This window comes from Streptomyces sp. CMB-StM0423, assembly GCF_002847285.1.
In the GTDB taxonomy this organism is placed as follows: Bacteria; Actinomycetota; Actinomycetes; order Streptomycetales; family Streptomycetaceae; genus Streptomyces.
This window is the reverse complement of the sequence record NZ_CP025407.1, coordinates 7,075,332-7,088,525: the sequence shown is the minus strand read 5'-3', so window position 1 is coordinate 7,088,525 and position 13,194 is coordinate 7,075,332. Positions and strand designations below refer to the sequence as shown.

Annotated in this window: 8 protein-coding genes and 2 pseudogenes; 2 read left to right on the top strand and 8 right to left on the bottom strand. The window is 76.1% G+C overall.

Annotated features, from left to right (window positions below):
• Positions 1-49: 49 nt before the first annotated feature.
• The 7 genes and pseudogenes from cobA to CXR04_RS30825 all read right to left on the bottom strand — a co-directional run bounded on the left by cobA (position 50) and on the right by CXR04_RS30825 (position 11,110).
• A complete protein-coding gene (gene cobA, locus CXR04_RS30850) occupies positions 50-1,291 on the bottom strand; it encodes a uroporphyrinogen-III C-methyltransferase (RefSeq protein WP_101425494.1) in 1,242 nt (413 codons plus the stop codon).
• Between the two features lie 255 nt (positions 1,292-1,546).
• Positions 1,547-6,079: a nicotinate-nucleotide--dimethylbenzimidazole phosphoribosyltransferase gene (gene cobT / locus CXR04_RS30845; RefSeq protein ID WP_101426693.1), complete on the bottom strand. Its 4,533-nt coding sequence runs from the start codon at positions 6,077-6,079 to the stop codon at positions 1,547-1,549.
• A gap of 404 nt (positions 6,080-6,483) precedes the next feature.
• Positions 6,484-7,749, bottom strand: a complete 1,266-nt coding sequence (gene cbiE / locus CXR04_RS30840; protein WP_101425493.1) for a precorrin-6y C5,15-methyltransferase (decarboxylating) subunit CbiE — start codon at positions 7,747-7,749, stop codon at positions 6,484-6,486.
• A 141-nt stretch (positions 7,750-7,890) separates the two neighbouring features.
• Positions 7,891-8,496: a GNAT family N-acetyltransferase gene (locus CXR04_RS30835; protein WP_101425492.1), complete on the bottom strand. Its 606-nt coding sequence runs from the start codon at positions 8,494-8,496 to the stop codon at positions 7,891-7,893.
• A gap of 77 nt (positions 8,497-8,573) precedes the next feature.
• Positions 8,574-9,236 (bottom strand): annotated as a pseudogene (locus CXR04_RS36730) (MetQ/NlpA family ABC transporter substrate-binding protein); the annotation flags it as partial.
• 135 nt (positions 9,237-9,371) lie between these two features.
• A pseudogene (locus tag CXR04_RS36725) lies at positions 9,372-10,091 on the bottom strand (methionine ABC transporter permease); the annotation flags it as partial.
• Positions 10,088-11,110, bottom strand: a complete 1,023-nt coding sequence (locus CXR04_RS30825; RefSeq protein WP_101425490.1) for a methionine ABC transporter ATP-binding protein — start codon at positions 11,108-11,110, stop codon at positions 10,088-10,090. The pseudogene CXR04_RS36725 and the gene CXR04_RS30825, both read right to left, overlap by 4 nt.
• 570 nt (positions 11,111-11,680) lie before the next feature.
• On the opposite strand from CXR04_RS30825, the gene CXR04_RS30820 reads away from it, so the two are divergent.
• Together CXR04_RS30820 and CXR04_RS30815 are read left to right on the top strand one after the other, a co-directional pair.
• Complete coding sequence (locus tag CXR04_RS30820; protein WP_101425489.1) at positions 11,681-12,049, top strand: hypothetical protein; 369 nt, start codon at positions 11,681-11,683, stop codon at positions 12,047-12,049.
• The gene (locus CXR04_RS30815) at positions 12,042-12,503 is read left to right on the top strand and encodes a hypothetical protein (protein WP_101425488.1); all 462 of its coding nucleotides are present in this window, start codon (positions 12,042-12,044) and stop codon (positions 12,501-12,503) included. Before CXR04_RS30820 ends, CXR04_RS30815 begins: the two co-directional genes overlap by 8 nt.
• On the opposite strand, the gene CXR04_RS30810 is transcribed toward CXR04_RS30815, so the two are convergent.
• Complete coding sequence (locus tag CXR04_RS30810; protein ID WP_101425487.1) at positions 12,436-12,960, bottom strand: GNAT family N-acetyltransferase; 525 nt, start codon at positions 12,958-12,960, stop codon at positions 12,436-12,438. The genes CXR04_RS30815 and CXR04_RS30810 overlap by 68 nt on opposite strands.
• Between the last annotated feature and the right edge of the window lie 234 nt (positions 12,961-13,194).

Below are 13,194 nucleotides of genomic sequence, written 5' to 3'. Positions count from 1 at the left end.
CCGACGCCGGGGTACGTGACGTGCGTCGCCCGCGCCGCCCGCCCCTCCGTCAGCCGGGAGACCTGGCGGCCACCTCGCCGACGACGATCACCGCCGGCGGCCGCACCCCTTCCCGCTCCACCGCCGCGGCGGCCGTGGCGAGCGTCGCGTCCACCCGCCGCTGCGCGGACGTCGTGCCCTCCTGCACGATCGCCACCGGCGTCGCGGGGTCCCGCCCCTCGCGTACGAGCGTCTCCGCGATGGCCCCGATCCGCTCCACGGCCATCAGCAGGACCAGCGTGCCGCGCAGCCGGGCGAGCGCCGGCCAGTCCACGAGCGAGCGCTCGTCGTCCGGCGCGACATGGCCGCTGACGACGGTGAACTCGTGTGCCACCCCGCGGTGCGTCACCGGGATCCCGGCGACCGCGGGGACGCCGATCGCGCTGGTGACGCCCGGCACCACGGTGCAGGCCACGCCCGCCCGCGCCAGCGCCTCCGCCTCCTCCATGCCGCGGCCGAAGACGAACGGGTCGCCGCCCTTGAGCCGGACGACGGCCTTGCCCGCCCTGGCGTGCCGGATCAGCGCGTCGTTGATCGCCTGCTGGGCCATGGCCCGGCCGTACGGGATCTTCGCGGCGTCGATGACCTCGACGTGCGGCGGCAGTTCGTCCAGGAGGTCGCGGGGGCCGAGCCGGTCGGCGATGACGACGTCGGCCTCGGCGAGCAGCCGGCGGCCGCGGACGGTGATGAGGTCCGGGTCGCCGGGACCGCCGCCGACGAGGGCGACGCCCGGGGTGCGGGTGCGGTGGTGGGGGGCGCTGAGAGTGCCGTCGCGCAGGCCCTCCACGACGGCGTCGCGGACGGCGGCGGAGCGGCGCGGGTCGCTGCCGGTGAGCACGGCGACGGTGACGCCCTCGCTGCGCCCGGTGGCCGGGGTCCAGGCGGTGGCGGCGGAGGCGTCGTCGCTGCGTACGCACCAGACGCGGCGGCGCTCGGCCTCGGCGGAGGCGGCGGCGTTGGCGGCGGGGTCGCGGGTGGCCACGACCGCATACCAGGCGCCCTCCAGATCCCCCTCCGCGTACGGCCGCCGCTCCCATGTCAGCTCCCCGGCGTCGGCCATCGCCTCCACGGAAGGGGTGGCGGACGGCGAGACGAGCGTGACCCGGGCGCCGGCCGCGAGCAGCGCGGGCAGCCGGCGCTGGGCGACCTGGCCGCCGCCGAGGACGACGACGCGCCGGCCCGCGAGGCGCAGTCCGACGGGGTACGCGAACGCGTCGGAACCGGGGGCGGGGCGGGCGGGGGGACGGGACATGGCGGAGCGGCTCCTCGTACGGTGTGCCGGCCGCTGCGGCGCTGGAGCGGCGGTTCTTCGCGGACTGCGGTCGGGACGGGCGCGGCGCGCGGGGCCGCGACGCCAACCCTAGGGCCTCCGCGGACACCCCGCCGCGGCGGACGCCTGCGCTACGGCCCCGGCGCGCGCCCGCGACGTACCCGGAAAGCCGCCCCGGCGCTGGACGGCGGGTGCCGCACGCCGAGGCGCCCGTGCGGACGCCCCGGTGCGGCGGGTTCAGCCCTTCTCCGTCACGCCCGCCGCGTCGAACGTCGCCACCTCGTGCATCGCCCGCGCCGCGCTCTGCACCAGCGGCAGCGCCAGCAGCGCGCCGGTGCCCTCGCCGAGGCGCAGGTCGAGGTCGATCAGCGGGCGCAGCCCCAGCTTCGTCAGCGCCGCCGTGTGCCCCGGCTCCGGGCTGCGGTGGCCCGCGATGCACGCGGCCAGCGCCTCCGGCGCCACCGCGCGGGCGACCAGCGCCGCCGCTCCCGCGCTCACCCCGTCCAGGACGACGGGCGTGCGCAGCGAGGCCCCGGCGAGGATGTAGCCGACGAGCGCGGCGTGCTCCAGGCCGCCGACCGCGGCCAGCACGCCGATCGGGTCGGACGGGTCGGGGCGGTTGACCTCGATGGCGCGGCGGACGGCGTCGACCTTGCGGTCGTACGTGTCGTCGTCGATGCCGGTGCCGCGGCCGGTCACGTCGGCGGGCTCGGAGTCGGTGAAGACGGCGATGATCGCGGCGGACGCGGTCGTGTTCGCGATGCCCATCTCGCCGGTCAGCAGCGCCTTGTTGCCCGCCGCGACCAGGTCCCGGGCGGTCTCGATGCCGACCTCGACGGCGCGCAGCGCCTCCTCGCGGGTCATCGCGGGGCCCGCGGTCATGTCCGCGGTCCCCTTGCGCACCTTGCGCGGTACGAGGCCCGCGGTGGCGGGCAGTTCCGCCGCCACCCCGGCGTCCACGACGCACACCTCGGCGCCGACCTGGGTGGCGAAGGCGTTGCAGACGGCGCCGCCGCCGAGGAAGTTGGCGACCATCTGCCCGGTGACCTCCTGCGGCCAGGGCGTGACGCCCTGCGCGTGCACGCCGTGGTCGCCGGCGAAGACCGCGACGGCCGCGGGCTCCGGCACCGGCGGCGGGCACTTGCGGGACAGTCCGCAGAGCTGCGCCGAGATGATCTCCAGCATGCCGAGCGAGCCGACCGGCTTCGTCATCCGCTTCTGCCGCTCCCACGCCTCGCCGAGCGCCTTGGCGTCCAGCGGGCGGATGCCCTGCAGCGTCTCGGCGAGCAGGTCGTGCGGGTCGGCGCCGGGCAGCGCGCGGCGGCCGTAGCTCTCCTCGTGGACGACCCAGGACAGCGGGCGGCGCTTGGACCAGCCGGCCTGCACCAGCTCCGGCTCGTCGGGGAACTCGTCGACGTAGCCGATGCAGAGGTACGCCACGACGTCCAGGTGCTCCGGCAGGTCCAGCTCGCGGACCAGCTCGCGCTCGTCGAAGAAGCTGACCCAGCCGACGCCGAGGCCCTCGGCGCGGGCGGCGAGCCAGAGGTTCTCGACGGCGAGCGCGGAGGAGTACGGGGCCATCTGCGGCTGGGTGTGCCGGCCGAGGGTGTGCCGGCCGCCGCGGGTGGGGTCGGCGGTGACGACGATGTTCACCGGGGTGTCCCGGATGGCCTCGACCTTCAGCTCCTTGAACTGCTTCGCGCGGCCCTTGGGCAGGCTCTTCGCGTACGCCTCGCGCTGTCGGGCGGCCAGCTCGTGCATCCGGTGCCGGGTCGCCTCGGAGCGGATGACGACGAAGTCCCAGGGCTGGGAGTGGCCGACGCTGGGGGCGGTGTGGGCGGCCTCCAGGACGCGGAGCAGCACCTCGTGGGGTACGGGGTCGGAGCGGAAGCCGTTGCGGATGTCGCGGCGTTCGCGCATGACGCGGTGGACGGCGGCCCGCTCGGCGTCGGCGAAGCCGGGGGCAGCGGGCTCGTCCGCGGGAGCGGCGGGCGCGTCGGCCGCGGGCGCGTCGGGTGCGGGCGCGTCGGGTGCGGGCGCGTCGGGTGCGGGCGCGTCGGGTGCTTCCGGAACGGAAGCGGCGGCGGCAGCCGGTACGTCGGCCGCGGGTGCGGCGTCGGCGGCGGGCGTCGGGGTGGCCGACGCCTCGTCCGCGGGCGCGGGTTGGGGCGGGGCGGCCTGCGCCGGAACGGAGGCGCCGGGCGCCGCCGCGTTGTCCGCGGCCGCCTGCGCGTCGCCGGCCGCGGGCGCAGCGGCGACCGGCGCGCTCACGGCGGTGCCGCGCCGCCGCCGGCCGCGGATCTGGGTCACGGGGGCAGCGGTGCGCTGCGCGCCGTCGCCCGCGGGCCGGGCCTCGGACGTGGACTCGGCCGTGCCTTCCCCGGCGGCGCCGGAGGGGGCTGCCTGTGCGCCGTTCTGAACCCCCAGGGAAACGCCGCGCCGCCCACCGGCCGCGGCGTGCACGGCGGCCGGGGCGGCTTCGTCGCTCGCCGTCCGCGCGGCGGGGACGGCGGGCTGCCCACCGGGCACCGCCTGGCCGTTCGCCGCCCGCGCCTTGGCACCGTTGACGGGCTGCCCGTTGACCACGGCGTGGAGCACGGCCGCCCCGTCCGCGGGCTGCTGCGCGGCGGCGTCGCCCTGACGATCCTGCGGGGCGGCGGAGTTGCCGCCGGTCTGGGCGTTCGCCTGCGCGGCGGCGGCCGGCTGGTCCGCGGTGGCCTGCTCGGCGGTACGGACCGCGCCGCCGTCCGCGGCCTGGGCCGCGGTGTCGTTGCCGGGTACGGCGTGGAGGACCACCCCGTCCGCGGGCCGGCCCCCGGTGGCGGAGTCGTCCTGACCGCCGGTCGGCACCTGCGAGTTGTCGCCGGTCCGCGGCGCGGTCCCGGGTCCGTCCGAGGCGGCGGCGCCGGGCTGTGCCGCGGCACCGTTGCCGGACTCGACTGCGGGGACGGCGTGCGGCACGGTCCCGTTCGCGGGTTGCGCGGGCTGCGCCTGGCGCGTAGCGGAGCCCTCGGGGCCGCCCGCTGCGGAGACGGCGGGCCCACCGCCCGGTACGGCGTGCGGCGCGGACCCGTTCACGGCGTGACCGCCCGGCGTCTGGGCCGCGGCGATGGCCTCCGGCCCGCCCGACCCGGCGGTACCGGTGGCCGGTTGGCCGTTCTTCCCGGCGGGCACCGCGGGCGCACCCGCGGAGCCGCCGGCCCGCGACTGCCCCTCGGCGGAACCGTCCCGCTCGCTCGACGCGGCAGTGCCGGCGGGCACCGCCGACCCGTCCGCGGCGTGACCGCCCGGCGTCTGGCCTGCGGCCCCGTCGGCGGGCCCGGCGGCATCGGCCGCGGGTTCACCGCCTTCGGTCCGCGGGTCACCCCCGGTCGCCACCGCCGCGTCGGGCTGCCCGTCCGGGGCCGGCTGGTTCGCCTGCGCCGCGGCGGCAGCCGCCTCCGCGGGCTGCGCCGCCGTGCCGTTGACGGGCTGCCGCACGTGGGTCGCGTCCGCGTCCGCGGGCTGCGCCCCGGTGGCACCGTCGGGGCCGTTCGCGGCAGCGCCGTTGGCGGAGATGCCGCGGCCGAGCGACGCGCCCGCGGAGGCCGCCGCCCTGCGGACGGCGGCCTGCGCCGCGTCCACCGGGGCCGGTGCGGGCGCCCCGCCCGCGGTCTGCGCCGCCGCGGCCGGTTCACCGTTCGCGGCCGGCGCGTTCTGCGCGGGCGTCGCGCCGGACGGAGCGGCCGCCGTAGCACCGTCGGGCGCGGGGGCTGACTCCGCGCCGAGGGCCGGGACTTCGCCGCCGACCTCCCGGGGCTGGGCCTGGGCGAGCGTCTCGCCGTTCGCCTGCGACACCGTCGTCCAGCCCGCCGGTGCGGGCGGGATCTCGCCGAGCTGCGGGCCCGGCAGGTGAGTTGCGCCGACCCGGGTGACGTCCAGGTACTCCGGGCCGACCGTCGGCGGCCCCGGCGTACGTACCGGAGGCTGCGGCGCCTGCCCGCCCGCCCCCGCCACCTGCGGCGGTACGGAACCCGCCGCGGTCGGCACCGACTGCCCCGGTGCGGCCGCGGCCCGGTCGGGGGCGAGCCCGTCCGGCGCGCTCCCGCCCTGCCCGGCAGCCTGGTCTACGGAATGCTGCCCAACGGCCGTTGTCTCCTGGCCCGTGCCACCCGGTGCCGGAGCACCCTGGTCCGCCACGGCACCCTGGGCCGCTGCCGGTCCGGCGGGCGCACCCGGCTCGGCGCCCGCGGCGATGCCCGGTTCCGCCGCAGTGTTCTGTTCGGCCTGTTCGGTCCCGTTCGCCTGTTCGGCCTGCACGGGGTCCGCCGCCGCGGCCGCGGCCGGCTGCGGCGTCCCGCCCGTGCCCTGCGCCGGCGAACCGGCGCCCGTACCGGCCGCGTTACCCGTCGCGTTCGCCGCGTCCGCGGCGGCGACCGCCTCCCGGGTGTCCACCGAACCGCTCGCCGGACCGCGGTCCGCGAGCGAGCGCACCACTCCCCCGGCCGGCTCCGGCACCGGCGGGCCCATGTGCAGCGGGCGCCGCTGCGCGCCCGTGGCCGGCTCCGCGCCGCCCGCCGCGGGCGCGCTGTGCGCGCCGGCGGGGGCCGGGACCCCCGGGTCCGTCCAGGCGCCCTGCGCGCCGGGCAGGAACAGGAAGTCGTCGTCGTCCGCCGCGCCCTCGGCCGCCGGGGCGGTGTCGGGGGTCGCGGCGGGGGCGGGGTGGTGGCCTCCGGCGGCGTCGTCCGGCTCCGGCTGGTGCCCCTCCGGGAGCTTGCCGGTGTCAGTCATGCGTCCGTACCCCTCGCCCATCGCTCCAGCTCCTTCTCCGACCGTCCGTCCGGCAGCAGCCCCCCGCGGGACAGACCGGCCGCCCATAGCTAGAACGAGCACACCCCGCCCGGCGGCACGACCACCCGCGGGGTTTACGTTCCCGACAACTGCGACAAGACCCCCGGACATTACCGGCATTCGGCCACGCTGCCCGAACTCCCCCTACGCCCTGAGGGCGTGGGAGGTACCCCCGTGGTCACGGCACAACAGTCGGCCAGCCTACCCGTAATCCGCACGCGAGTCCGGCTGGGGTCGAGCCCCGCGGGTGCCGTCCGGTGCACCGCGGGGAGCACCCGGCGCACGCCTCCCGCGCGCCCGGAGCGCGTCGCGCGCACGCGCGCACCCCGTGGCGCACCCGCGGCTCAGCCCGCGCGGCTGCCCGCGATCAGGAACACGACCGTGCGCTCCCGCTCCCGCCACCCGGCGCCGGAACCCGCGTCCGCGGGGGTCTGCGGGTCCAGGTCGACCGATTGCAGCAGCGAGCACTCCACGGCGTAACCGGCGTCCGCGAGGGCCCGCACGACCTCCTCCGCGCCGTCCCGGGTACGGGCGTGGGCGACGATCCGCTCCGGCCGCCGGGCCGCGCACTCCGCGACGACCGCCGCGCCGCCGCCCCCGACCCGCACGACGTCCGGCTCCGGCAGGTCGTTGAGCACGCCGGGGGCAGTGCCGTGGACGGTCTGCAGCAGCACCCCGAAGCGGCGGGCCGCGGCAGACGCGCGGGCGCAGGCGTCCGGGTCGCGGTCAACGGCGATGACCGCGGCGCCGAAGCGGGCGGCCTCGACCGCGGCCGCGCCGCTGCCGGCGCCGATGTCCCACACCAGGTCGCCCTGCCGGGGCCCGAGCCGGGCGAGTTGGACCGCGCGCAGTTGCGGCGCCTCGCCCTCGTCGGGCGCGGCGCCGTACTCCGCGGGTGCCAGGCTCCAGCCGCGCACCGGGGGCGGGTAGCCCGCGTCGTGGCCGGCGAGCCAGCCGCCGGGCGCGGCGGCGCCCCCCGCACTCGTCGGCCCGGTGCCCGCCCCGATGCCGCCGCCGATGACGAGCGTCACGTTCGGGTCGCGCCACACGTGCTCGGCCACCTTGTCGGACGTGAGCACCGTCACACGCTCGTGCGCCCCGCCCAGTTCCTCGCAGATGACGAACGTCCGGTGGACGTCCCGCAGCAGCAGGGCGAGTTCGGCGGGGCCCGCGCCCGGCGAGGTGAGGACGGCGACCTTGGGGTGCGCCCGGCAGACGTTCACGGCCCGGCGCAGGTTGCGCTCGTGCGCGACGACGACCCGCGCGTCGTCCCACGGCATCCCGGCCCGGGCGAAGGCGGCGGCGACGGACGAGACCGCCGGCAGCACCTCGACCTCCAGGCCGTGTTCAGGGGCGCGCAGGGTGCGTACGACGCCGAAGAAGCCCGGGTCGCCGTCGGCGATGACCACCGCCGTGCCGCGGTGCCGGGCGATCCTGCGGGCCGCGAGGCCCACGCTGCCCAGCCGGATCCGCTCGGCGCCCGGCGGCACCTCGGGCAGGGCGAGGTGGTGCGCCGCCCCGGCCACGAGGCTGGCCGCGCCGAGCGCGCCGAGCGCCGCCTCGGTCAGCGGTGAACCGTCCCACCCGATCACGGTGACCCGGTCCGCCATCGCTCACTCTTCTCCTGGTCGTCGACTGGGGGGTGCGCCGGCCCGCCGGCGCCCGCTCCCGGCCCCGCGAAGGGCACGCCCGTAGCGTACGTGCCGTCCACGCGCAGGCGCGTCGGAGGTCGGGGCCGGAGGAAGGGAGCGTCAGAGCACACTACTCCCGCCGTCCGGATCCAGGTCTTCCGGCAGCAGGCTCCAGACGATGAGGTCGGTGCGGATGTCCGTCCAGCCGCCGTCCTCGGTGCGGGTGCGCGCTATCCAGGCGTTGCGCAGGACGCCCTCGCTGATGCCGCCGAGCTTCTGCGCGACCTGCTGAGCCGCGGTGTTGTCCGCGGCGGTGCGCAGCTCCAGGCGCTCGAACTTCTGCACGTCGAAGAGCCAGCGCGCGACGGCGAGCACCGACTCCGCGGCGTACCCCTCGCCGCGCGCCCAGGGGGCGACGACGTACGAGACCTCCGCGGCCAGCGTGCGCCAGTCGGTCCGTCTCAGGTGGACGACGCCGACGAGCCGCTGGGTCAGGAACTCCGAGACCGCGAAGACGATGCCCCGGCCGCCGGTGCGCTCGGCCGGGGCTACGCGCGTCACCCAGTCGCAGGCGTCGTCCCGGGTGTACGGGTGCGGCGCCTGCGTCCACGCGGTGACGGCCTCGTCGTTCATCATCTCCGTCAGCGCCGGCACGTCCTCCTCGTCGAACGGGCGGAGCACCAGCCGGTCCGTGCTGAGGGAGACGTCCGGGAAGGTGGATGACATGCGCTTCTCCGAGTGCGTGGACCGATGACGAGCTGACTCGGACAGCATGCAGCATCCGGCGGCGGATATGCCACGGCTCAGCCCACGGGACCGAACACCGGTACGGACGAGGGGAACTCCTTCTCCATGAACGCCTTGGTTTCCGGGGAGTTGAGCAGCTCGCCGAGCTTCTCGATCTCCGGGTCGTCCGCGTCGTCCGCCTGCACGGCGAGGATGTTGACGTACGGGTTGCCCTCGGCCTGCTCCAGCGCGATGGCGTCGGAGCGGGGGTCGAGGCCGGAGTCGATGGCGTAGTTGCCGTTGATCACGGCTGCGTCGACGTCCTGGAGCGCCCGCGGCGTCTGGGCCGCTTCGAGCTCCCGGATGTCCAGGCCGCGGTCGTCGGCGATGTCGGCGAGGGTGGCGTTGAGTCCGGTGCCGTCCTTCAGCTCGACGAGACCTTCGGCGTCGAGGAGGTGGAGGGCGCGGCCCATGTTGGTGGTGTCGTTCGGTACGGCGACGGTGTCGCCGCTGCCGATGCCCGAGACGTCGTCCGCCTCCTCGGAGTAGAGGCCGAGCGGTTCGACCAGCACGCCGACGGTCGGGACGATGTCGGTGCCGTTCTTGTCGTTGTAGTCGTCCAGGAACGGGGTGTGCTGGAAGAAGTTGGCGTCGACCTCGCCGTTGGCGACGGCCTCGTTGGGCTTGACATAGTCGGTGAACTCGCGGATGCGCAGGTCGATCCCGGCGTCCGCGGCGAGGTTGTCCTTGACGAAGGTCAGGATCTCGCCGTGCGGCGCGGGGGTCGCGGCCACGGTGACGGTGTTCGCGCCGCCGCCGCCTTCGGAGGTGAGGTTGACGGTGCCCACGGTGAGCGAGCCGACGAGCGCGACGCCGGCGACCGCGGTCACCCCGGCCCGTGCGGGGCGGGAGATGCGCAGGTAGGCGGCGCTGCGGGTGCTGCGGTCGCCGAGGCTGCGGACGAAGAAGTCGCCGATCAACTGGACGGCGTTGACGAGGACGACGAGCAGCACGACGGTGACGAGCATGACGTCGCCCTCGTAGCGCTGGTAGCCGTAGCGGATGGCGACGTCGCCGAGGCCGCCGCCGCCGACGGCGCCGGCCATGGCGGAGTAGCCGACGAGGGCGATGACGGTGGTGGTCAGGCCCGCGACCAGGGACGGCAGCGCCTGCGGCAGCAGCGCCTTGACGACCACGGTCCAGGTGCTGCCGCCCATCGACTGCACCGCCTCGGCGAGCCCGGCGTCGACCTCCCGTACCGCCGTCTCCACCAGCCGGGCGAAGAACGGGATGGCGCTGATCGCCAGGGGCACGATCGCGCCCTTAAGCCCGATGGACGTGCCGACCAGCGCGCGGGTGAACGCGGTCAGCGCCAGCAGCAGGATGATGAACGGCAGCGAGCGGCCGACGTTCACGACGAGCCCGATGACCCGGTTGACGAGGACGTTCTGCAGCGGCCGGCCGCGGTCGGTGAGGACCAGCAGCACGCCCAGCGGGGTGCCGACGACGACGGCGACGAGCGCCGCCCAGCCGACCATGGCCAGCGTCTCCCAGAGCCCGGTCAGCAACTCGGGGCGTATCTCGGTCCAGCTCACTTGGCACTCTCCAGGGCGGGCAGGTCGGCGGCGTCGACGCCGACCGGGTCGATCTGCAGGCCCTGCTCGCGCAGGAAGCCCAGGGGGACGACGTTCGACTCGTACGGACCTGGCAGCTCGATGCGCATCCGGCCGACCTGCCGGCCGCCGACGGTGTCCATGGCGGCGCCGAGGATCGACACGTCGAGGTTGTAGGTGCGGGACAGGTGGGAGATCACCGGGCGGCTCGCAGTGTCGCCGTGGAAGGTGATGTCCACGATGGTGCTCCCGGTGCCGTACGCCTCGCCGCCGACGGGGAAGAGCTGGGCGGCGATCTCGGAGCCGGGGGTGGCCAGCAGCTCGTCGAGGGTGCCGGACTCGGTGATGCGGCCGGAGCGCATCAGCGCGGCGGAGTCGCAGACGGCCTTGACGACGTCCATCTCGTGGGTGATGAGCAGGACGGTCAGGCCGAGTTCGCGGTTGAGTTCGTGCAGCAGCTCCAGGACGGAGCGGGTGGTCTCGGGGTCGAGCGCGGAGGTGGCCTCGTCGGAGAGGAGTACCTGCGGGTCGCCGGCGAGCGCGCGGGCGATGCCGACGCGCTGCTTCTGGCCGCCGGACAACTGCGCGGGGTACGCCGTGGCGCGGTCGGCGAGGCCGACGAGGTCGAGGAGGTCGAGCGCCTTGCGGGCCCGCTCCTGCCCTGACAGGCCGAGGATCTCCAGCGGCAGTTCGACGTTGTCCTGCACGGTGCGGGCACTCAGCAGGTTGAAGTGCTGGAAGATCATGCCGATACGGGTACGGGCGGCGCGCAGCTCGCGGCCGGAGAGGGCCGTGAGGTCCTGGCCCGCGACCGTGACGGTGCCGGAGTCGGGGCGCTCCAGGAGGTTGATGCAGCGGATGAGGGTGGACTTGCCGGCGCCGCTGCGGCCGACGACGCCGAAGACCTCGCCCTCGCGTACGCGCAGGTCGATGCCGTCGAGCGCGGCGGTCTCGCGGCCGCGGGAGCGGTAGACCTTCTTCAGGTCCTTGACTGTGATCACGTGGGTTCCATCGCTCTCGGGTGCCCGGCCGCGGGCGCGGGCGGGCACGGCGCGCCCACGGCGGGGCGCGCTACTCGGGTCTCGGGGGTGGCTCCGGGCGGCGGCACGCACGGGGGCGCGGCGCGGCCTCGGGACCCACGGGCTCGGCTCGGGGCGCGGCCGTGCGGGGCACGGCGGCGGAGCGGCCCGCGGACTCGCTTCGGGGCGCGAGTCTCGTGGCGGGGGCCCTCAGCGGTGCATTCGACACATACAACGAGCACCGGGCGTCATGCTGCTCGCCTCGGTCGCACAGGTGCGGCTGCTCGTCGTGGTCATGCGGATCAGTAAAACAGACGGGCGCCACGGACCGGGACGGTTGTCCGCATTGCGGACAGCCCGGTGCGGAGTGCCGCCCACACCCCCGTACACCCCTGTGACCTGCGCGGATACGGTGCCGGGCGGGGAAGCGGAAGGGGCGGGGAGGGGGCGGCGCTGTGGCCAACGCCACGGCGGCGGGGGCGTGGCCGGAAGCGTACGGACCGTGCCGGGACCCGGCTCTGCGGGCCCGGGACGACGCAGTAAGGTCGAGTCATGTTCCTCCCCTTGACGATCGCGGTCGCGGTTGCCGCGCTCGCACTCGCGGGCTGGTGCGGGTACGCCGCGGTCAAGGATGAGCCCACGAAGGACTGGCACTTCGCCGGCATGGCCGTGGTGACCGTCCTCGCGCTGGCCCAGGTCGTCGTCGGCCTGGTGCAGCTCGGCCGCGGCGAGAAGGCGGACGAGGGCACGGCGGTCTTCGTCGCCTATCTGCTCGCCGCGGGCTTCGCCGTCCCCGCCACCGGCCTGCTGTCGCTGTCGGAGCGCAGCCGCTGGGGCTCGGCGACGGTGGCCGTCGGGGGTTTCGTCCTGGCCGTGCTCCAGGTGCGGCTGCACGACATCTGGGCGGGCTCCGGTGGCTGAGCAGCGGCGGGCGGCCGGGGAGCCGCGCGGGAGCGGGCACGCCGGACTGTCCAGCGGGCCGGGGCGGCTGATCCTCACGCTCTACGGCGTCTTCGCGGTCGGTGCCACCTCGCGGGCGGTCTACCAGCTCAGCACGCAGTTCGACGAGGCGCCGCTCGCGTACGTGCTCTCCGCGCTGGCCGCCGTCGTCTACGTCTTCATCACCGTCGCCCTCGCGCGCGGCGGTGAGACGGCACGGCGGCTCGCGCTGGTGTGCATCACCGCCGAGCTGATCGGCGTGCTGGCGATCGGCACCTGGACGGAGGTGCAGCCGTCCGAATTCCCGGACCAGACCGTGTGGTCCGACTACGGCCGCGGCTACCTCTTCCTGCCCGTGATCCTGCCGGTCATCGGGCTGTGGTGGCTGAGGAAGCAGTCGTCGCGGGCGCGCCCTGCCGGGCCTTCTCCAGAGTGACCAGGCTGAGCCGCGCGCTGACCTTCTCCGTGCCCACCGGCTCGTAGCCGAGCCGCCGGTACAGCCGCAGGTTCGCCTCGTTGCGGTGCCCGGTGAGGAGCTGGAAGCGCTCGACGGGCGCGCCGCCCTCGGCGAGCCGGACCTCCATGGCGAGCAGCAGCCGGGCGCCGAGGCCGTGGCCCTGCATCCGGGGGTGCACGATGAGCCGCCCGATGACGGCGGTGCCGTCGACCTCGACCGTGCCGCGGACGGCGCCGACCACCTCGTCGCCGAGGCGGGCGACGACGGCGGCGCCGCGGTCGAACTCGGCGCGCAGCTCGTCAAGGGTCTCGGTGAGCGGGGGTATGCGGTAGTCCCCGTACAGCGCGGCCTCGGCCTGGTAGCAGAGGTACTGGAGTTTCAGGACTTGCTCGGCGTCGTCGTTCGTCGCCGGCGTAATCGTCACACTCTTGCCCATGCCGCGCCCGCCTCCTCTGTGCACCCGTAGACAGGCCGCAAAACCTGCGGCCTACCGCGTGTTTCCCCGCACTTCACCCGGCGCAACCTCCGCCGTGAGCATTCTGCGCGGCGCGGTCGTGCCGTGGCTACGGACGAGGCCCCGGCATCCCTGTGATATTGCCAACTCGCCTGAGATGTCCGGGTACGGGACGCGTGGTGTGCCCGCCGTCCGCCGCCGGGACGGACCCGGCGG

Excerpts from the sequence above, each read along its gene's own strand:
- cobA (WP_101425494.1), bottom strand. The coding sequence starts at position 1,291 with ATGTCCCGTCCCCCCGCCCGCCCCGCCCCCGGTTCCGACGCGTTCGCG.
- cobT (WP_101426693.1), bottom strand. The coding sequence starts at position 6,079 with ATGACTGACACCGGCAAGCTCCCGGAGGGGCACCAGCCGGAGCCGGAC.
- cbiE (WP_101425493.1), bottom strand. The coding sequence starts at position 7,749 with ATGGCGGACCGGGTCACCGTGATCGGGTGGGACGGTTCACCGCTGACC.
- CXR04_RS30835 (WP_101425492.1), bottom strand. The coding sequence starts at position 8,496 with ATGTCATCCACCTTCCCGGACGTCTCCCTCAGCACGGACCGGCTGGTG.
- CXR04_RS30820 (WP_101425489.1), top strand. The coding sequence starts at position 11,681 with ATGTTCCTCCCCTTGACGATCGCGGTCGCGGTTGCCGCGCTCGCACTC.
- CXR04_RS30810 (WP_101425487.1), bottom strand. The coding sequence starts at position 12,960 with ATGGGCAAGAGTGTGACGATTACGCCGGCGACGAACGACGACGCCGAG.